18 protein-coding genes are annotated in these 18,939 nt (G+C 38.6%); 5 read left to right on the top strand and 13 right to left on the bottom strand.

Features of this window, described 5'->3' with window-relative positions:
• Positions 1-91: 91 nt before the first annotated feature.
• Positions 92-808 (top strand): hypothetical protein, encoded by a 717-nt coding sequence (locus OSH00_RS07265; RefSeq protein ID WP_266129885.1) that lies wholly within the window; start codon positions 92-94, stop codon positions 806-808.
• Between the two features lie 71 nt (positions 809-879).
• Positions 880-1,395 carry a GNAT family N-acetyltransferase gene (locus OSH00_RS07260; RefSeq protein ID WP_266129884.1) on the top strand — a complete coding sequence of 172 codons (516 nt, stop codon included), beginning with the start codon at positions 880-882 and terminating at the stop codon, positions 1,393-1,395.
• 58 nt (positions 1,396-1,453) lie between these two features.
• On the opposite strand, the gene OSH00_RS07255 is transcribed toward OSH00_RS07260, so the two are convergent.
• Both OSH00_RS07255 and OSH00_RS07250 read right to left on the bottom strand, forming a co-directional pair.
• Positions 1,454-2,224, bottom strand: coding sequence for a TorF family putative porin (locus tag OSH00_RS07255; protein ID WP_266129883.1), 771 nt, complete (start codon positions 2,222-2,224; stop codon positions 1,454-1,456).
• 498 nt (positions 2,225-2,722) lie between these two features.
• On the bottom strand, positions 2,723-3,493 hold the full coding sequence (locus OSH00_RS07250; RefSeq protein WP_266129882.1) for a TorF family putative porin: 771 nt from the start codon (positions 3,491-3,493) through the stop codon (positions 2,723-2,725).
• A gap of 310 nt (positions 3,494-3,803) precedes the next feature.
• Between OSH00_RS07250 and OSH00_RS07245 the strand changes: the two genes are divergently transcribed.
• Positions 3,804-5,105 carry an OprD family outer membrane porin gene (locus tag OSH00_RS07245; protein ID WP_266129881.1) on the top strand — a complete coding sequence of 434 codons (1,302 nt, stop codon included), beginning with the start codon at positions 3,804-3,806 and terminating at the stop codon, positions 5,103-5,105.
• A gap of 96 nt (positions 5,106-5,201) precedes the next feature.
• Here the strand turns inward: OSH00_RS07245 and ppa are convergent, their stop codons facing one another.
• Positions 5,202-5,726, bottom strand: coding sequence for an inorganic diphosphatase (gene ppa, locus OSH00_RS07240; RefSeq protein WP_004825594.1), 525 nt, complete (start codon positions 5,724-5,726; stop codon positions 5,202-5,204).
• Between the two features lie 121 nt (positions 5,727-5,847).
• On the bottom strand, positions 5,848-6,246 hold the full coding sequence (locus OSH00_RS07235; protein ID WP_266129880.1) for an MAPEG family protein: 399 nt from the start codon (positions 6,244-6,246) through the stop codon (positions 5,848-5,850).
• A gap of 67 nt (positions 6,247-6,313) precedes the next feature.
• Between OSH00_RS07235 and OSH00_RS07230 the strand changes: the two genes are divergently transcribed.
• Positions 6,314-6,742, top strand: a complete 429-nt coding sequence (locus OSH00_RS07230) for a hypothetical protein (protein ID WP_266129879.1) — start codon at positions 6,314-6,316, stop codon at positions 6,740-6,742.
• A 77-nt stretch (positions 6,743-6,819) separates the two neighbouring features.
• On the opposite strand, the gene OSH00_RS07225 is transcribed toward OSH00_RS07230, so the two are convergent.
• From OSH00_RS07225 to OSH00_RS07195, 7 genes are all read right to left on the bottom strand, one after another.
• On the bottom strand, positions 6,820-8,493 hold the full coding sequence (locus OSH00_RS07225) for a long-chain-fatty-acid--CoA ligase (RefSeq protein WP_266129878.1): 1,674 nt from the start codon (positions 8,491-8,493) through the stop codon (positions 6,820-6,822).
• Between the two features lie 149 nt (positions 8,494-8,642).
• Positions 8,643-10,862, bottom strand: a complete 2,220-nt coding sequence (gene parC / locus OSH00_RS07220) for a DNA topoisomerase IV subunit A (RefSeq protein ID WP_266129877.1) — start codon at positions 10,860-10,862, stop codon at positions 8,643-8,645.
• Positions 10,863-11,106: 244 nt separating this feature from the next.
• Positions 11,107-11,409 (bottom strand): hypothetical protein, encoded by a 303-nt coding sequence (locus OSH00_RS07215; RefSeq protein WP_266129876.1) that lies wholly within the window; start codon positions 11,407-11,409, stop codon positions 11,107-11,109.
• A 179-nt stretch (positions 11,410-11,588) separates the two neighbouring features.
• Positions 11,589-12,908 carry a niacin transporter NiaP gene (niaP, locus tag OSH00_RS07210; protein ID WP_266129875.1) on the bottom strand — a complete coding sequence of 440 codons (1,320 nt, stop codon included), beginning with the start codon at positions 12,906-12,908 and terminating at the stop codon, positions 11,589-11,591.
• Positions 12,909-13,117: 209 nt separating this feature from the next.
• The gene (locus OSH00_RS07205; RefSeq protein WP_009583997.1) at positions 13,118-13,762 is read right to left on the bottom strand and encodes a trimeric intracellular cation channel family protein; all 645 of its coding nucleotides are present in this window, start codon (positions 13,760-13,762) and stop codon (positions 13,118-13,120) included.
• Positions 13,763-13,823: 61 nt separating this feature from the next.
• Positions 13,824-14,291 carry a YchJ family protein gene (locus OSH00_RS07200; RefSeq protein WP_266129874.1) on the bottom strand — a complete coding sequence of 156 codons (468 nt, stop codon included), beginning with the start codon at positions 14,289-14,291 and terminating at the stop codon, positions 13,824-13,826.
• 341 nt (positions 14,292-14,632) lie between these two features.
• Positions 14,633-16,213, bottom strand: coding sequence for a TerC family protein (locus tag OSH00_RS07195; RefSeq protein WP_266129873.1), 1,581 nt, complete (start codon positions 16,211-16,213; stop codon positions 14,633-14,635).
• 440 nt (positions 16,214-16,653) lie between these two features.
• Here OSH00_RS07195 and OSH00_RS07190 point away from each other — a divergent pair, with 440 nt between their 5' ends.
• A complete protein-coding gene (locus tag OSH00_RS07190; protein ID WP_266130149.1) occupies positions 16,654-17,286 on the top strand; it encodes an LOG family protein in 633 nt (210 codons plus the stop codon).
• 154 nt (positions 17,287-17,440) lie between these two features.
• On the opposite strand, the gene OSH00_RS07185 is transcribed toward OSH00_RS07190, so the two are convergent.
• Positions 17,441-17,782, bottom strand: coding sequence for a GlpM family protein (locus tag OSH00_RS07185; protein WP_266129872.1), 342 nt, complete (start codon positions 17,780-17,782; stop codon positions 17,441-17,443).
• A 109-nt stretch (positions 17,783-17,891) separates the two neighbouring features.
• Positions 17,892-18,659 carry a hypothetical protein gene (locus OSH00_RS07180; RefSeq protein WP_266129871.1) on the bottom strand — a complete coding sequence of 256 codons (768 nt, stop codon included), beginning with the start codon at positions 18,657-18,659 and terminating at the stop codon, positions 17,892-17,894.
• Positions 18,660-18,939 lie beyond the last annotated feature (280 nt).

Genomic DNA, 18,939 nt, shown 5'->3' with positions numbered 1-18,939 from the left:
CACCTATAAATACTAAATCTAACTTTGTGAAATAGGTAAATTGCACCACGCCTATTTCCAACTCTTCACCATGTCGTGTAAGGAGATTATTTTGTTAAATTCAAATCAGAGAAAAATTAAAGAGATTCTGTTAAAAATAGAAAATTATCAATCTTTGCTAAGAAAAAAATCAAACAAAAAAAATAATGGAGTCTATTATGGCACGATATCTATATGTGCCATTTCTTTTATTTTTTCCTTAATTTTAATCGGAATAGGTGCATATTCTAAAAATCAAAGTATTATTTTAACTTCACTAATATTACTTTTAGTTTCTGAGATATTTTTATTAGTAAGCACATTGGTTGAAATTTATAACTCACGTAAAAGTCTATTCCTATTTTTTAAAAGCCCATCCTCCTTGCTATTACGTAATGCTGATATAAATGCTAGATCAAAAATTAAATTCTTACCCGAACTAATCAAATTTAATGAAGATGATCTTGAACTGTCAAAAAGGGAAATAATTTATGAAAAAGAACACTTTGATAGAAGAACCTCAATAATCACTGGTACCATCGATAAGATAGGGATTTTTCCAACAATTTTAGCTACCCTGGTACTTATTCTAAACCAACTAAGTAACATTAATGTCCAAAACTTTTTAAAACTGAATCCAAATTTTCAGTTTTATTTTTACGCCATCATATTTATAGTTACCTTTTTTCAAATAATTTCAATGTTTAATAATTTTACATCACTCAAACTTTCAAATATGGTCGACACACTTGACTATACTATCAATATTAAAAAAAACAGTGAATCTTAACAGCATACTTATTAAAAGAATAAGGAAAGCACTCTTAGAATGAGCTAAAGAACAGGTACGATGTGGTCAAGATGCTAAATTTAACCTTACGCAACGAACAAGCAGATGATATTGAAAGCATTTTCAATATTACACAATCGGCTTTTGAACATGCAGCACATACAGATCACACTGAACAGTTGATCGTAAATGCACTCAGGAAAGCGAATCAATTAAGCATTTCGATTGTTGCTGAATTGGACGATAAGATTATTGGACATATTGCGATTTCACCTGTTGTCATTTCTTCTGGAGAGCAAAACTGGTATGGCTTAGGTCCAGTTTCCGTTGTTCCAGCATACCAACAACAAGGCGTGGGTAAGGCGTTAATACAACAATCCTTACACCAACTCAAACAACAAGGAGCTGCTGGCTGTGTGGTGCTAGGTGATCCTGCTTACTACTCAAAATTTGGCTTTAAGCCTTATCCGAATTTGATCCTTGAAAATGTCCCTGCTGAATACTTTCAAACTCTTGCGTTTACTCCTGTCATTCCTCACGGGACAGTTAAATATCATTCCGCATTTGAGGTGACAGCTTCACCTTAGTCATGTCTATACAAAAATAAAGGTAACTTAAAGTCACCTTTATTCATTTAATCAGCGCTTAGAATGCTTTGGTTAAAGTAAACACAGCACCAGTTTCAACAGCACGTTTTCCTGAATTTGTAAAACCGTCTGTATCAATATTGGTACCTACAGCTGCAAGCTCTGCAGTAACCCCCGGAATTGATTTAACACTGTAGTTGACTCCAACTTTCCAATCTACATAGTTGTCTTTACCATCTGGCAATGCTTTTTCATCCATCGTGGTATAACCGACATTGGCAACGCCACCAAAACCAGTATCCCCAAATGGTGCAGAATAACCCAGGTTAAAATTCCAGCTATTTCCACCGACTGCAGCCCAGTCATTGGTATAGTTCACGTTTGTTAATAAACTTCCACCTTTCACAAACACATCTGCAAATATTAATTTTGCATAGAATTCAGTCCAGTTAAAGTCACTGCTTGCACTTGGATAATTATATTCAACTACACCAACATCTAAAGTTGGCTTGAATGTTGGCGAGAGTTCTAAGGGTGTTGTAAAACCGATTGATGGGTCTAATTCTAAATGAGGATCTGATCCCCCAAAATTCACATTGGACCCCCAAAGACCGACATATAGACCGGAAGTATGTGATAAAGTGAAACCTGCTTGTACTGCTGGATCACTCATTGTTTGAGTCATACCACGAAAACGATAGTCATTCGTTATGGCAGCACTCCCTGAGAAACTTAAACCTAATTTTGACAGTGCGTTATCTTCCGCCATTGCCATAGTTGCTGTAGACGACAAAACTGCCAATGCTAGTGCTTTAGTTGAGAATTTCATCTTGAGTGCTCCCCCATCATACGATGTTTATTTGTTATGCTAAAATTTGATGAACTCCCTAAGCATTTAGCAATTGCCATGCCAAGAATGTTTTTTATATTTTTACAGCTCTGATTTAAACACGATAAGATATTGATAAAAAATATAATTATTATTTTTTGTTGTTGACTGGTTTTTCTTTTTCTTGCTTGCGTACGGATCATTGGATCATTGAACAGAAAATGATGATGCTTCATATTTACCTACTTTCAGCGTGATTTTAACTGCTGATGAGTATGTAAAACCCCTGCATAAATTTTCTATCATTGAGGTGATTTGTGCCGTAAAAACCTCATAAATCTTTTTTAAAGTGTAAATGTCACAATCCTGCAACAAAATGTACTATTTTTGATCAAAAATAGACTTTGGCTTAAAAAATGCTTAAAAAAAGTGCATGCCCAATCTTAGGTCATGCACTTTGTTAATTTATTGAGCACAAAAATTTGTCTTGAATAGGATCTAAAAGTTATAAGTCAGACCAAAAACCAAATGATCATCATAGTCATCTCCGACACGACTTTGACCACCTATAACATAATCAAAAGATGCAGATAGTCCACTATTTAAAATTGATTTACTGACACCTACACGTGCTTCATTAAAAGTAAAATTCTTTTTTGATTGCACAATTTGATTATCATGGTGGGTATTGTAGAAAGAGCCTCCCATAGATGTATTGAACACAAATTCATACGCTAATGGATAACTATAAGCAGCGCTTAAATAGACATCACCTGCATTGGCATAGGATGAATCTGCCAACATCACTGCTGCACCGACTGTTAAATTTTTATAAACAATCTCAGCGAGAATATCTACATCATCAGTTTTACGATGATCCCCCTCCTCAGCATAGACCGTTCCGCCATGATGGTACACATAGGCAGTGGTTTTGAGGTTATAGCGCCAATTTTGATCAATTTCCTGCCCATATGAAACATAAAAGTTATGTTCAAAGCCATGATCTTGTCTGTCATCTGATGGATCATAGCCTAAAGTCGAACCCCAATAGCCGAAGGTTATGCCACTTTGATGTGCATAGGCTAAACCGCCTTGCATTGCAAGATCTTGATTTTCCTCACCACCCCGATAGATATACTGAGATACCACCCCTATATTTCCAGACATTGGACTATTTTCAGGAGAATGATCTGTCTGATCAGCAATTACAGAACACGATACAATACATAGAGGGAAAGCCCATAAAATTTGGGAAAAAATTGAATTCATGAAATTAAACAAGTAGAAGGAAAAAATTTGCTGAAATTTTACTGTTTTTTTGAATTGTTGGTAAAAGTGATGGCTATAAAACAATCAAATCTATTAAATTAATTGATATTTCAATCAATTTAATTATTTTTAGGTAACTTTAGATTTTTTTTTCATAATGAAATAAATTAATATTGAGTAGAAAATTACAAAAATGTAATATTTTTAATCAAAGGTCATTCCCTTTTTATAGATTAAATATACAATTCATCCATTATCTGCTCTGAATTCAATCAGTCAGTACCATTTATTCTCGTTCACGAGGCAATTCATGTTGAATGCTCCAAAACTTACTTTAGCTATATTAATTAATGCTGCTTTAATTACACCTACATTTGCTAGCGAACAAAGTGATGCAAAAGGTTTTGTTGAAGATGCCAAAGGTTCTGTATTGTTTCGTACTGGTTACATCCTTCGCGATAAAAAACATGGCATCGAAGACCAAAGTTCATTTGCTCAAACTGCAATTGTTGACTTAGATTCAGGTTTCACACAAGGCGTTGTCGGTTTTGGTGTGGGTGTTGTGGGTGATGGTTCTTTTAAAATTGGGGACAACCAACATTCAGGCAACAACATGATCCCACGTGATGATCAGGGTAATCCTTATGATCATTGGGCGCGTGGTGGTGCAAACGTTAAAGCACGTTTCTCAAATACAACTGTCCGTTATGGTACCCAAGTTTTAGACTTACCTGTACTTGCAAGTAATACAACACGTCTGGTTCCTGAATACTTTACGGGGACATTATTAACCAGCCGTGAAATAAAGAACTTAGAGCTTGTAGCCGGTAAATTTACCAAAGATCAAATGTCTGATCAGATCAACACCGATGGCAATCGTCTTGATGATGCAATTGTTTGGGGTGCTAAATACAAGTTTGATGACCAGCTGAGTGCATCTTATTATGGTTTGGATTCTAAAAATGCATTAGAACGCCATTACATCAATGCAAATTATAAATATCCGTTAGCAAATCAAAGTTCTTTAACTTTTGATTTCAGCGGTTATCACACTAAGTTTGATAAAAATGCCAATACCTACTCGGCTACTGGACCTGTGGATGCAGGCTATGCAGCAACAGGTAAAGCTGGTGTAGAAAAAACCAATAACATTTGGGCTTTGTCTTCAACTTATAATCAAGGTCCCCACAGTGTCATGTTGGCTTACCAACAAAACACAGGTGATGTTGGTTATGACTATGGTCAAAATGCTGATGGTTTCCAAAGTGTTTATCTACCAAACTCTTACTTGTCTGACTTTATTGGTAACCATGAAAAATCTGCACAAGTTCAATATAACCTAGACTTTGGCGATTATGGTGTTCCAGGATTAAACTGGACGACTGCATTTGTTTATGGCTGGGATATTAAAGTTCGCAATGTGACTGACAATGCTCAAGAGCGTGAATTCTTCAACCAGGTGAAATACACCATGCAAAGCGGTTTTGCAAAAGATGCAAGCTTACGTGTTCGCCACTCTTACTATCGTGCAAGCGAAGCGTATAACCCTGTTTATATCGGGGATACCAACGAATGGCGTATTTTCCTTGATATCCCTGTGAAATTTTTCTAATTTAAATTAGAAAAATCAACAATAAAAAACCTGCATCTTGATGCAGGTTTTTTTGATCTGAATAAAACTACAACTCAAATCATACTCAGGTCAGACTTACTTCGCTGCTTCGATTGCTTTTAATACTTCAGCTTTAGCAACTTCAGAACCTTCCCAACCTGTCAATTTAACCCATTTACCAGGCTCTAAATCTTTGTAATGTGCAAAGAAGTGTTCAATCTGGTTCAACAATAAAGCTGGAAGATCAGAATATTCTTTCACATCTTTATAAAGTGGAGTTAATTTGTCATGTGGAACAGCGATCAGTTTCGCATCAATACCACCATCATCTTCCATGTTTAATTTACCAACAGGACGACAACGAATCACAGAACCATGTACCAATGGATGTGGAGTTACAACCAAAACGTCTAATGGGTCACCATCTTCAGACAACGTATTTGGCACATAACCATAGTTCGCTGGGTAGAACATTGCAGTACCCATGAAACGGTCAACAAATAAAGCATCTGAATCTTTATCTACTTCATATTTAATTGGTGCAGCATTGGCTGGGATTTCAATAATTACATAGATGTCATTAGGTGCATCTTTACCAGCAGGAATATTGCTATAGCTCATAGGATACTCTTTCAAGTGAGGTCTTATAGAAAATCTTGACGATTATAACGCTAAAATACGCGAACACATGCGGATTATACATTTTGCATCATCAAAATGAATGGGTTTCGTCTAAATCCACTCAGACAATTCGAATAATCAATAATAATAAAATGATGGGGCAAGCCATCGATAGAAACCAAATGATTGAGCGTAATGCTGAAATATTGGCGAGATAACAAATCCCATAAATAATGCGCAGAATAATATAAGCAATCCCCAGCATCATGATCAGATGTTGTGAAACCACCATATACTCAGCCATGAGCACAGCAGCAATAAATAATGGTAAGCTTTCAAAACTATTTTGCTGTACCGCATTTGCACGTGCCGACAAGCCCGTGGTCTTGGCTAAAAACTCACGAGGATTCTGATTATCGGTAACATTAAAGCCCCCGGATACTTTCGCAATAATGGTAAAAACATAAGGAAGTAAACAGGCAATTAGAATTAAATATATGATGCCATCTATCCCAGACATGATTGTTTCTCATGAAGTGCTAATGCAGGTTATCATAGCATGGCAGCAACAGAATATTTTTTGTTAAATGCAGAGTTTTGCAAAATTGTGTAGTGAGGACAGTGTCGTGCAATCAGACCAAAATGAATTGTTTGAGGTTTTAGAGAAACAACGCCAACAACATGCCGAGATTGATCGTATTCTTAAAATTGTACTGCCTATCTTGGCGTTTTTGTTGTGCGTGATCTGTGCCAATTATAACTGGCAGTCAACTTTAGGCACGCTTATCATTTTAATTGTGGCTTTTTTTGCAGTTGCAATCAAACGTATGAACCTATATTTGTGGCTTGCGATTATTGTCATCTATTGTTTGATTGATATTTATTTGAGTTACGGCAGCATTGTTCCGTCTGCTTTAGGTCGTCAAATGGGAACGATGTTGACCTTTACTGCAATTGTGGGCTTAAGCCGCCCCTATATTGATGGATGGTATAGCCGCTCCAAACAAAATGTCTAATTCAATTCACTCTTGCACTGTTCAACTTTGAAAAAAAAAGCGCCTCTCTTGGCGCTTTTTTTAAATTTGGATTATGCTTATTTACGTAAATCTTTACGCAAGATTTTACCAACATTGGATTTTGGTAAATCATCCATAAACTCCACATAACGTGGACGTTTATAGCCTGTTAAGTTTTCTTTCGCAAATTCAAGCACTTCTTCAGTGGTCAAAGAAGGATCTTTTTTCACAACAAACAGTTTCGGCACTTCACCAGATTTCTCATCAGGTACACCAATTGCTGCAACTTCAAGCACTTTTGGATGTTGTGCAATCACTTCTTCAATTTCGGATGGGTACACGTTGAAACCAGACACCAAGATCATGTCTTTTTTACGGTCTACGATTTTAAAGTAGCCACGTGCATCCATGATACCGATATCACCGGTACGGAAATAACCATCGGCTGTCATCACTTTTGCAGTTTCATCGGGACGGTTCCAGTAACCCTTCATCACTTGCGGTCCGCGAATCGAAATTTCACCCTGCTCACCTTGTGGTAAGTGATTGCCGTCGTCGTCAAGGATCGCAACATCAGTCAATGGTAATGGAACACCAATTGTGCCACTGAATTCAGTTGTTGCTGGTGGATTTGCTGTTGCAACTGGAGAAGTTTCAGATAAACCATATCCCTCGATGATGATCGTACCTGTGACTTTTTTCCACTCCTCAGCAGTCGATGGCAATACTGCCATACCCCCGCCCATCGCCATTTTTAAATTGCTGAAATCGAGCTGTCTAAATTCTTCATTGTGTACCAATGCATTGAATAATGTATTGACTGCAGGGAAAAAGCCAGGTTGGTATTTGCGTAATTCTTTAATCACGGCAGGTAAGTCACGCGGGTTAGGAATAAGGATATTCGCTTGACCTTTGTACATGCCATATAGTGCGCACACCATAAATGCAAAGATATGGTAAAGCGGCAATGCACAGAAGATACGATCATCTTTAGCACCGTCACCTTGACCAAACTTACTTTGGAAAATACCATCACATTGCAATAAGTTAGCCACTAAATTGCGATGAGTCAGTTCAGCACCTTTTGAAACACCTGTTGTACCACCCGTATATTGCAATACTGCGGTATCACTTAGAGTCATGCTCGGACGCTTATAATTACTCGGATTAACTTTTGCGAGTGCAGCATTAAACTTTATGTGTCCCGGAATATTCCAGTCAGGAATTTGCTTACGTACTTTACGTAGAACAAAGTTTACCAGAGTCCCTTTTAAGGTACCTAACATATCGCCTACTGAAGCCACAACGACATGTTTGACGGGGGTTTTACCATTAATCGCTTGATAAACAGTAGCAAAGTTTTCAACAATCACCAGTGCTTCTGCGCCTGAATCATTGAGTTGATGCTCCAGCTCACGCGCAGTATAAAGTGGGTTTACATTGACCAACACTAAGCCTGCACGGAATACAGCTAAAGCAACCACTGGATACTGAAGGACGTTTGGCATCATGACTGCTACACGTGCGCCTTTTGCTAAACCCAAACTTTGTAAATAAGTTGCAAATTTACGGCTTGCCAATTCAAGATCACTGAATGACATGACTTTATCCATAAAGATAAAGGCATCACGCGAACCAAACTTTTGGAAATTACGCTCAAAAATATCAATAAGAGAGGTATTTTCCTGTGGCAATTCTACTGTCTCTGGAATCCCAGTTTTTTGGTATTCAGCGAACCAAACTTTTTCCATAATGCCATAATCTCCAATCAGTAATCCTTAGTTTCACACTGTTTTTTTCAATATTGAACATAATTTTTTGGCTTCTTTGTGCTCAATATTGCATCCATTTCCACGAATACATTGCATATATAACGTATTTCGATTCAAGGATGCTAGTTTTATCTTTGAATCAATAGTTTATTTGCTTTTTGATATCCACGGGGTAAGAGTTGACCTTTCGATGCTCGTTTACCCATATATTTTTGTAAATCATCACCTTTTAATTTTAATTGTTGCTGCCCTGCAATCACTTGTATTACTTCATCTAAATTCAAAGTTAACATAAACTGAATATACTCATCAGCTTCAAGTTGTATCAACTTGTTTCCTTTACCTTTATTTAAAGTAGGCAAATCTAATAAATCAATTAAAAGTAAACGCCCTACTGAACTGAGTATAGCCAAATGAGTATGGTTTTCAACGACCTCTATCGGCATTGCCTTGGCACCCTCTGCAACTGTCAGGAATGTTTTGCCTGCTTTAGCATTGGTGTCCAATTGCTTGGCCTGAGACTTAAAACCATAACCATTTGAACTTACAGCAATAATTTCTTTATCTTCATCTTCCACGAGCACCTGAATAAAGCTCACACCATTGGCTGGTGAAAGTTTTGAACTCAACGGTTCTCCCGAACCACGAGCAGACGGTAAAGTACTTATTGACAAAGCATAACTTCGCCCAGTTTCATCCAGAATATAGACTTTCTGATTCGACTTGCCCTGTGCAGAACTTAGATACTGATCACCTGCACGGAAATTCAATTTTTCAACATCGATTTCATGACCTTTGGCAGAACGAATCCAACCTGCTTCTGAAAGAACAACAGTCACTGCTTCAGCAGGAATCAAATCTTGCTCGCTCATCGCTTGTGATTCTTCACGTTGCACGATGGGTGAACGACGATCATCACCAAACTTTTTAGCATCATCTTTAAGCTCTTCAATAATCAAAGATTTTAAAGATTCAGGATTTGCAAGTTGCTCTCGAATCACTGCTGCTCTTGCCTCAAGCTCTTCTTGTTCACGGCGCATTTCCATTTCTTCAAGTTTTGCCAAATGGCGTAACTTGAGTTCCAGAATCGCTTCCGCTTGGATTTCATCAATATTGAAACGCATCATCAACACAGGTTTCGGTTGATCTTCTTCACGAATGATTTTGATTACTTCGTCTATGTTTAAATAAGCAATGATCAAACCGCCGAGAATATGTAGGCGTTTTTCAATCTTGTTGAGATGATATTGCAGACGACGTGTGACAGTATGTTTACGAATTTCAATCCATTCTAATAATATTCTGCGGATTGATTTAACTTGTGGGCGACCATCCGCACCAATCATGTTCATATTGACACGATAACTGGATTCCAAGTCTGTCGTCGCAAACAAATGGCTCATTACTGCTTCTGCATCAATGCGGTTTGATCGCAGTACAATCACCAAACGTGTTGGATTTTGATGATCGGATTCATCACGTAAATCACTCACCAAAGGCAGTTTTTTGGCTTGCATCTGATCTGCAATTTGAGTGATGACCTTTGAACCTGAAACTTGATAAGGAAGTTCCGTAATGACAATTTCATTTTTTTCAATATGATAAATTGCCCGTGTTCTGTAACTTCCCCGCCCTGTGGTTTGAAGCTTAAGTAATTCCTCACGCGAGGTAATAATTTCTGCTTTGGTTGGCAAATCAGGTGCAGGAATATATTCTGCAACTTTTTCATCGGTTAAATTAGGGTTTCGAATTAAAGCAATGGTGCCTTTCACAACTTCACGCAAATTATGCGGTGGAATATCGGTCGCCATCCCGACAGCAATACCTGTTGTACCATTCAGCAAAATATTCGGTACACGCGCAGGTAAACTCACTGGCTCTTTCATTGAGCCATCAAAGTTATCTTGCCAATCACAAGTCCCCTGTCCTAATTCAGAAAGTAACAAATCGCTATAAGATGAAAGTTTAGCTTCAGTATAACGCATTGCAGCGAAAGATTTAGGGTCATCTGGTGACCCCCAGTTGCCTTGACCTTCAATAAATGGATAACGATAACTGAATGGCTGAGCCATCAGCACCATCGCTTCATAACAAGCAGAATCACCATGAGGATGATATTTACCCAGTACGTCACCGACTGTACGTGCAGATTTCTTTGGCTTACCACTAGGCTTTAATCCCAACTCGCTCATCGCATAGACGATACGGCGCTGTACGGGTTTTAAACCATCACTGATATGAGGTAATGCACGATCCATGATCACGTACATGGCATAGTTCAGGTAAGCTTGTTCAGTAAATTCTGCTACGGAACGGTTTTCTGTCGCATGATGCGCAAGGCTTGTCATAACAACCTTTTATCCTAATTAAATTCGTTCTAAATAAATGCTGATGTATCTACATTCTTATGCTAAGTCGCAGCGTCTGACGACACAAGCACAAGTGTACGCCACAACGACAAATTGCGTCTTTAGTTGTTTCTAATGACGTAAAATTATCCATTTTTTAAGAAATGAGCAACTTTTATTTAAACGGCTATTTTTAAATTGAGATATGTACTTTGTTTCAAATACATTTTATAGATACGGAAACTTATTGGCGTGGTCCAATTCGTGCTTTTATACAATGGATGCTTGAACTCAATAACCATCCGATCCCATATAAAAACAGCAAAGTAGCAGGAACCACCAAGCTATACGCTGCCGTCCAAGACAGCTGATCGAATACAGGACCTAACCCAATTACATTCAATGCCGAGATTTGAACACTTATGGGTAACTGTAAGAAAACAAAGTTTCCTTTGTTATCCGTCATTGGATCTAACGCAATATAAAGACAAAATGCGGTAAGCAAAAGATAAATAATACAAAAGCTTAATCCTATTTTACTTTTCATTATTTTGCCCTCGTTACTGTTCTATTTCATCATATCGCTGTGAATTGTTGTTTTTTTAATTCGACGTTCTAGAAATTAATATGGATGATCAGCAAGATTAACGCTATAGCCACCATTGCATACTTTTTCCTTGTTATGGCTTTTCCTGCACGTTACTTTCAATATTTTCCATTTAACGGCTATAACCCAATCTCTTCTAAGGTCTTGCCTTTGGTTTCTTCACCTAAGACCAGTACAACAGCTGCCACTGTTAAAAGTACGGCTGTAAACATCATAAAGACTGAACTAAAACCATTGCTTGCCACCATCATATGCGTAACGACCAGTGGTGCAACAATTCCTCCAATACGCCCAATCGCAGATGCCCAACCTGAGCCAAAAGCGCGAATATTGGTTGGATATTGTTCAGGCGTATAGGTATATAATACCCCCCATGCACCCAGATTAAAGAAAGACATTAAACAGCCCCAAAACATGATCGTATTGACTGAAGTGGCTTGACCAAAAAAATATGCAGATACAGCACACATCGCAATAAAGCCAGCCAGAGTCGCTTTACGCCCCAACTTTTCAACCAACCAAGCGGCAGCAACATAACCCGGCAACTGCGCCAAAATCATGCCCAAGACATATTCAAAGGACTGCACAATGGTATAGCCCTGTTTAACCAGTAAACTTGGCAACCAGGTAAAAATGCCATAATAAGAATAGACAATACCAAACCAAATCAACCACAACATCAGGGTACGGCGAGCAAAAGTGCTTGACCACAGTTGGGTGAATGAAAGGTTCTGTTTCGCAGCAACAGGTTTGACTTCAATTGTGGTGATAACTTCTACACCGCATTGACGCTCAAGTTTTTGTACCAATGCATGTGCTTCATCAATACGTCCCCGATTAATCAGATAAGGCACCGATTCCGGAACTTTTTTCAGAATCATAAAGACATAAACAGCCGGCAATCCACCCATCAAAAATGCAATATGCCAACCATAATCAGGAATCACAAAATATGAAATCAGTGCTGCAACTAACCAACCTAAACCCCAGAAACTCTCAAGCAAAACAATGAACCGACCTCGAACCTGAGCCGGGATATATTCACTGACAAGCGTCACCGCAACAGGCAATTGTCCACCTAAACCTAAACCGACAATAAAACGGAAAATCAACAGCCATGTCAAATTGGGCGCAATTGCACATAAAGCTGTTGCAACACTATAAGTTACTAAGGTCATGGCGAATACGGTTCTTCGCCCCATCCGATCAGCCAAAGCCCCTGAAAAGACAGCACCAATCGCCATACCGACAAAGCCGATCGAAACCACCCAGCCCTTTTCCGCAGGTGTCATCTGCCACTCGTCTGCCATCTTGGTCAAAATAAATGAAATCAGACCTGTATCCATCGCGTCGAACATCCACCCCAGTCCGATCACCCACAGCAAAGTATAATGAAACTTTCCAATGGGTAGACGTTGTACACGTGATACTAAATCCATAATAATGTCTCGAATAAGGTGAAAATTATCATGCGGCGAGCACAATCGGGATGTTGATTTGAATTATTATCGGTCGATCCTTTGACTAAAAAGACAAATTACCGGTGAAAGCAACAGCAATCTACTTGCTGTTGCTCTTCTCTGAATTATGGAAGTTCAAATATGTGGTAATTCATCAAGTTTGATAAAACCACATCATTTTCTGGAATTCAGCTTTCATCTTTAGAGGATGCCGATTGCTCATCATCATCTTTATAAATGAATTTTGGCATTTCCAAACCAAAATAAATGGCAATACAACGTAGTGCAAAACCAAAAACCAATGTCGAAATTACGGTGATTTCCAACGATAAACCAAAGTCTATACAGAACCAGTAGAAAATAACAGCGACAAAGGAAATTGAGGCATACAACTCTCGACGGAATACCAACGGAACATCATTACATAAAATATCCCGTAAAATACCACCTGACACACCTGTCAGAACACCCGCAACTGCCGAAACAACAAAACCATGCCCCATCTGCAATGCAATCTGACAGCCAATAATGGTAAAACCAATTAAGCCCAGAGCGTCTAACAACAGGAAAATAGAATGTAAATGCTTCATCCATTTGGCGATAAGAATCGTAACAAAAGCTGCACAGCATGTGAGTACAAGATATTCAGGATGTTTCACCCAAGTCAGCGGATAATGTCCCAACAAGACATCACGGACAGAACCACCGCCGAGTGCGGTTACACAGGCAATCAGCACCACACCAAACCAGTCCATACTACGTCGTCCTGCTGACAACGCCCCCGTCATGGCTTCGGCTGTAATTGCAATAATATAAATAATGGTGAGTAACATTGCCCTTCATCCACTGATGGGTAAAAGATGCGCGCTATTTTAAGTCAAAACGAGCTAAAATCTACAAGTATTGCGCACAACATTGCTTAAATTTTTTGGTTGATCCACAAATACAAGGCTGTTTCATTGTAACCTGCTGATCTGTGGTTGGATCTAAAAAATACCACTGACCTGCATGATAGGCAAAATGTGAAATTTCATGATGAATCTGTGCTTGCTGACCGTCATGAAAATATGCTTTGAATTCAACCTGTGCATGATTTTTATCGAGCTTTTCGTTGGCTTGAATCACATCCAACTTTAACCATTGATTGGACTTGCTCCATTCCGCAATAGCCTGTACATCCAATGCCTGCTGCTGCCCCAATGCAGTAGTTGCTACAATATAAGTGATCTCCTGTTTGGCAAATGCACTATAGCGAGACTTCATTAATTGCTCGGCTGTCAGGGCTTTTTTTTGCCCCGAATGCAAGGGCTGACAACATTGACTATATTGTGCAGAACCACATGGACAAGATTGACTGGACATGAAAAAACTCAACATCTAAATAGACTTAAATGATAATGCAAGCCTGCTTGAAATCGAAATTTATTCTTTGAATCAGATATGCCAGTCGCAGCATCCTATTCAATCAGATCCCAGAAGCATTCATCTGCATAAACCCCTTCTTCATTCTCATTTTTGAATTGCGCAGTTGCTCCCTCTTTCACCTGGGTTATTTTGAATCAAGCTGATTGTTGATCAATCGTAGACGGGTTGCTGAGTTCAGACATTTCTTTAAAACGAATGAAGACTACTTTTTATAATAGAAAATAAACAAGCCAGTTTTTCAACTGGCTTGTTTTCAATGTCACTGGATAAAACATCGCTTATTCTGAATCTTTAGCTTGTGATAATGCCACAATATGGACTTTTTCAATCTTGTGACCATCCATCGTCACCACTTCAAACTCATAACCATCTGCTTGTAGTTTCTGACCATTTTCAGGCAAGCGACCAAGATGGAACAAGATATAACCCGAAAGCGTTGAATATTGCTCGGATTCATCGACCAGGTCTCGACCTAGCAGCAATGAAACATGGCGAATATCGGTTGAACCTTCCAACATCAATGAGCCATCTTCCAAACTTTCAGCAGCAGCTTCCAACTCATCTTCATCTGGGAATTCACCTGCAATCGCTTCAAGTACGTCAATCGGTGTGGCAATCCCTTCAATTGAACCATATTCGTTGAGCACAATCGCCATCTGCAATGGTGCCTGACGAAGTTGTTCCATCACCATCAATACTTGTGCATTTTCATGGACAATGACGGGTTCACGTAAATGTTTATCAAAATTTAAAACACCGGTTTCAATATAATCATTGAGCACTTTATGGGTGAGCACAATACCTGCAATATTGTCTAATTCACCATGTGCCAAGATCAGTCTTGAGTGCGACATTGCCATTAAATTTTCTTTGATGGTGGCTTCATCTTCATCCAAGTCCAACCATTCTAATTCAGGTCGTGGTGTCATCACCGATTTCACTGGACGTTCAGATAAACCCAATACGCCTTGTACCATGACACTGTGATAGGCACCATTCTCATCATCAAAGATTTCATCGGCTAAAGCCTGAGTAGCAATCACATCATCCGCTTTACTATTCTGACTATCCGTACTTTTGCCTCCAAGCATTTTCAATACTGCTGAAGCTGTACGGAAACGCAGATCGGTAGTAGTCACCATTTTCTCTTGATTTTTACGCATGGTTTGGTTCATGAATTCAATCAATACAGAGAAACCAATCGCAGCATAGAGGTAGCCTTTCGGAATATGATAGCCAAAGCCTTCAACGATCAGTGAGAAACCAATCATCATCAGGAAGCCCAGACATAAAATGACGACCGTTGGATGTTTGTTGACAAAATCCATCAAAGGTTTAGATGCCCACAACATAATCCCGACAGCAATCACTACTGCGATCATCATCACTGAGAGCTCTTTCACCATACCGACAGCAGTAATCACACTGTCTAAGGAGAATACGGCATCTAGAATGACGATCTGAACAATCACCATCCAAAAAGCCGCATGAACAGGATTTTCTTCTTTTAAATCCGGCCCACCTTCCAGACGTTCATGTAGTTCCATTGTGCCTTTAAAGAGCAGGAATACCCCACCAAACAACAGAATCAGGTCACGCCCAGAGAACGGATGATCAAAAATATGGAATAACGGTGCGGTGAGCGTAACCACCCATGCAATGGAGGCCAATAACACCATACGCATACACAGCGCGAGCAATAAACCTAGAATTCGTGCTTTATTGCGTTGTTCAGGAGGAAGCTTTTCTGCCAAAATTGCAATAAAGACGAGGTTATCAATACCTAAAACTATTTCCAAAACAACCAAAGTCGCCAGACCAACCCATGCCGAAGGATCGGACATCCATTCAAGTATCATTGATCTTGCTCCATTGCAGGTGTGCAATTGATATTTTCAGCATTTGATAACTGTAAATTTCGAAACTGAGAAGAAAACTTTAGTTTATTTTGAAATATTTTTTTGTCTAAAGATTGTGCATTTTCGGAGCGACTACAACCACTACCCATGATGATTCATTTGTTGATAAACAGGCTTCAATTATAGGCAGTTTTGATAAAAATTTCATCTTATTTGTATGGGTTTTTATTTGCTTCAATGATGGATTGTAAATCACTTTATTGTTATAGCATGGGAGATTGGTGATTTTTACGATTTGATCACTCTTCCATCAAAAGTAATCCTTCAACGCTACAAAACATTGCAAAAGTGCCTATAACACAACATGTTTCTGTCATATTTCTTGCTTAAGGTAGTCGAAATACATAAGAACATGATAAGTTAAGGTGAAAAAATAAATGATGAATAGTGTATTGTCTGTAATGATAAATGAATCGTTAGAATTAGATCAGCAAGCGCATAAAGCAACTCAATGTTTAATTGCACTGTATTGTGGCTCCCGACCTGGAAATAATCCGACCTATAGAGAAAAAGCAATTCAATTGGCTCAAGGCATAGCAGAGCATGGCTTTGGTATTGTCTATGGTGGTGCCAGTATTGGTTTGATGGGACAAGTTGCAGATACCGTAACTGAGCACGGCGGTGATGTGGTAGGGGTGATCCCCGAATTTATGCTGGATTATGAAATTGCACATAATCAACTGACAGAACTGCATATTGTCCAAAGTATGCATGAACGAAAAGCCATGATGGCAGATCGTGCCAGCGCCTTTGTGGCCCTTCCGGGTGGTTTTGGAACCTTTGAAGAAATCTTAGAAGTCGCCACATGGGGACAGCTCAACCAACATCAAAAACCTATGATGCTCTATAACGTGAATGGCTTTTATGACCATTTGATTGCTCAATTAGATCATGCTGTGCTTGAGGGCTTTTTACCGCCACAGCATCGTGCCAAACTGATTGTGTGCAACCATGCTGATCAAATCTACAATGCAATTAAAAACTTAGAAGCACCGAAGCAATTCGTAGTCTAAATTTTACATCGTCAAGGTATCGAATGAATAAGAGGAGCTTACAAAGCTCCTCTTATTCAGTCTGATCAAATTCAACTTTTGATCAAGCGGTTTAGCTTGAATCAATCACATGAATACAGATGAAAATCTTTCAAATCAGAACCCCGCATTGACATTACTGATGAAATATCTGCCATCCATAAATCAATCCTGCGGCAGCCACAATCCAGCATAATGTGGCAATGCCAAAACAAGACCACATGGAAAGTTTTGTTGCCAATAAATAAACCACCAACAAATAAATAAAATAAGGAACGAGTGACCATATTCCAAATAAAGCGGTTTGTTTTAGTGCTTCTGCGCCTTGTTCTTGCAACACAATCACATGCGCAATCAGGGCAAAGGTCGGAAACAGCGGAACCAATCCCGCAATATAAAATGCCTTGCTTTTTGAAAGAACTGAGATCAGTAAAACGACTGCCGCACCAATACTGCATTTCAAAAATAGAGACAACATTGAATACCACTCAAACAAAATAGCTGATCTGCGCAAGATTTTACGCCAACATCATCTATTTGAAATCTAAAAAATCAGCTTTTTCTTCCAAACTCAGCACAATGTTGAATTAAAATGCACGTTTCAATTTGCCACGATGAATAAAAGCAAAAAAAGCCATTACTGCCAATGCACCGAAGAAAAAAATGAATTTAATTTCACTTCGATTCAAATGGTATTCAGATTTATTGGTTTCCGTCTGGGTAAAATCGGCTTGTACAGGAGGGATAGTTGTCATCAGATCAGAGCGTTTGCTATTTTTAAAATTTAATTCAGTCAGCGCAGCTGGTTTTTCACCTTTCCCCACCAAAACATAAGCAGCAACAACATCAAAATCGACTGCATTTTGAATGCCAAATTTGACTTTAATCGGTTCATAAGTATTGTATTCAGGAATCCAATCATTCAGCTGACTATAAATACGAATTGTATCGGTCTTTTCTAATTTTGGGTCTTGAATCAGTTGAACAACACTTTCATCCAGCAATGCGGTTAACGCTTTAAATTGATGAAATGAATACTGATGGGTTTGCGTGAGTTGTTCGGCAATCAAGGTCTGTTGTGTGGAATGTTCGCTTGGCTTCGCTTTATTTAATAAGCCCTGATTTTGCAGTATGAAAACTGCCTTTGAAGTCAATCCAGGGTAGTTCTGACGCCCAACCAGATATACAGCGGTCCAAATCTGATCACCAGGTTGAACATCGTCTAATTCCAACTCATACAGTTGATTCGGTTTAAGCTGTATAACTTGGTCAAAGAGGACGGGCGTAGCATCTTCTGCAAAAACATTGCACGAAAATACCAAACAAAGGACACATATGAGTTTATGTATATTCATTTTCAAGCCCCCTGTAAATGCGATCCACATCACATATTTTACAGTAAAAATAACAACCAATCTCAGAATAGTTGTCTTACAATCTCAGTTTTTAGATAAATGGTTTTTCAGCCAATTCAGTTGTCATAATCAAACATTCAAAACAGCCCCAGCCGTTTGATAAAAAATGCAGACTAAATTTTTCATAGGTGAAACTAGTTGTTTCATAAACAGTTCATTTTAAATAAATTATATTGTCATATTGAAAGTATAAAAATTAGACCATGAAAATAAATCATAA

The sequence above is a fragment of the Acinetobacter nematophilus genome (assembly GCF_026344175.1).
Classification (GTDB): domain Bacteria; phylum Pseudomonadota; class Gammaproteobacteria; order Pseudomonadales; family Moraxellaceae; genus Acinetobacter; species Acinetobacter nematophilus.
This window is presented reverse-complemented; position numbering and strand designations above follow the sequence as displayed.

Excerpts from the sequence above, each read along its gene's own strand:
- OSH00_RS07260 (WP_266129884.1), top strand. The coding sequence starts at position 880 with ATGCTAAATTTAACCTTACGCAACGAACAAGCAGATGATATTGAAAGC.
- OSH00_RS07255 (WP_266129883.1), bottom strand. The coding sequence starts at position 2,224 with ATGAAATTCTCAACTAAAGCACTAGCATTGGCAGTTTTGTCGTCTACA.
- OSH00_RS07250 (WP_266129882.1), bottom strand. The coding sequence starts at position 3,493 with ATGAATTCAATTTTTTCCCAAATTTTATGGGCTTTCCCTCTATGTATT.
- OSH00_RS07245 (WP_266129881.1), top strand. The coding sequence starts at position 3,804 with ATGTTGAATGCTCCAAAACTTACTTTAGCTATATTAATTAATGCTGCT.
- ppa (WP_004825594.1), bottom strand. The coding sequence starts at position 5,726 with ATGAGCTATAGCAATATTCCTGCTGGTAAAGATGCACCTAATGACATC.
- OSH00_RS07235 (WP_266129880.1), bottom strand. The coding sequence starts at position 6,246 with ATGTCTGGGATAGATGGCATCATATATTTAATTCTAATTGCCTGTTTA.
- OSH00_RS07230 (WP_266129879.1), top strand. The coding sequence starts at position 6,314 with ATGCAGAGTTTTGCAAAATTGTGTAGTGAGGACAGTGTCGTGCAATCA.
- OSH00_RS07225 (WP_266129878.1), bottom strand. The coding sequence starts at position 8,493 with ATGGAAAAAGTTTGGTTCGCTGAATACCAAAAAACTGGGATTCCAGAG.
- parC (WP_266129877.1), bottom strand. The coding sequence starts at position 10,862 with ATGACAAGCCTTGCGCATCATGCGACAGAAAACCGTTCCGTAGCAGAA.
- OSH00_RS07215 (WP_266129876.1), bottom strand. The coding sequence starts at position 11,409 with ATGAAAAGTAAAATAGGATTAAGCTTTTGTATTATTTATCTTTTGCTT.
- niaP (WP_266129875.1), bottom strand. The coding sequence starts at position 12,908 with ATGGATTTAGTATCACGTGTACAACGTCTACCCATTGGAAAGTTTCAT.
- OSH00_RS07205 (WP_009583997.1), bottom strand. The coding sequence starts at position 13,762 with ATGTTACTCACCATTATTTATATTATTGCAATTACAGCCGAAGCCATG.
- OSH00_RS07200 (WP_266129874.1), bottom strand. The coding sequence starts at position 14,291 with ATGTCCAGTCAATCTTGTCCATGTGGTTCTGCACAATATAGTCAATGT.
- OSH00_RS07195 (WP_266129873.1), bottom strand. The coding sequence starts at position 16,213 with ATGATACTTGAATGGATGTCCGATCCTTCGGCATGGGTTGGTCTGGCG.
- OSH00_RS07190 (WP_266130149.1), top strand. The coding sequence starts at position 16,654 with ATGAATAGTGTATTGTCTGTAATGATAAATGAATCGTTAGAATTAGAT.
- OSH00_RS07185 (WP_266129872.1), bottom strand. The coding sequence starts at position 17,782 with ATGTTGTCTCTATTTTTGAAATGCAGTATTGGTGCGGCAGTCGTTTTA.
- OSH00_RS07180 (WP_266129871.1), bottom strand. The coding sequence starts at position 18,659 with ATGAATATACATAAACTCATATGTGTCCTTTGTTTGGTATTTTCGTGC.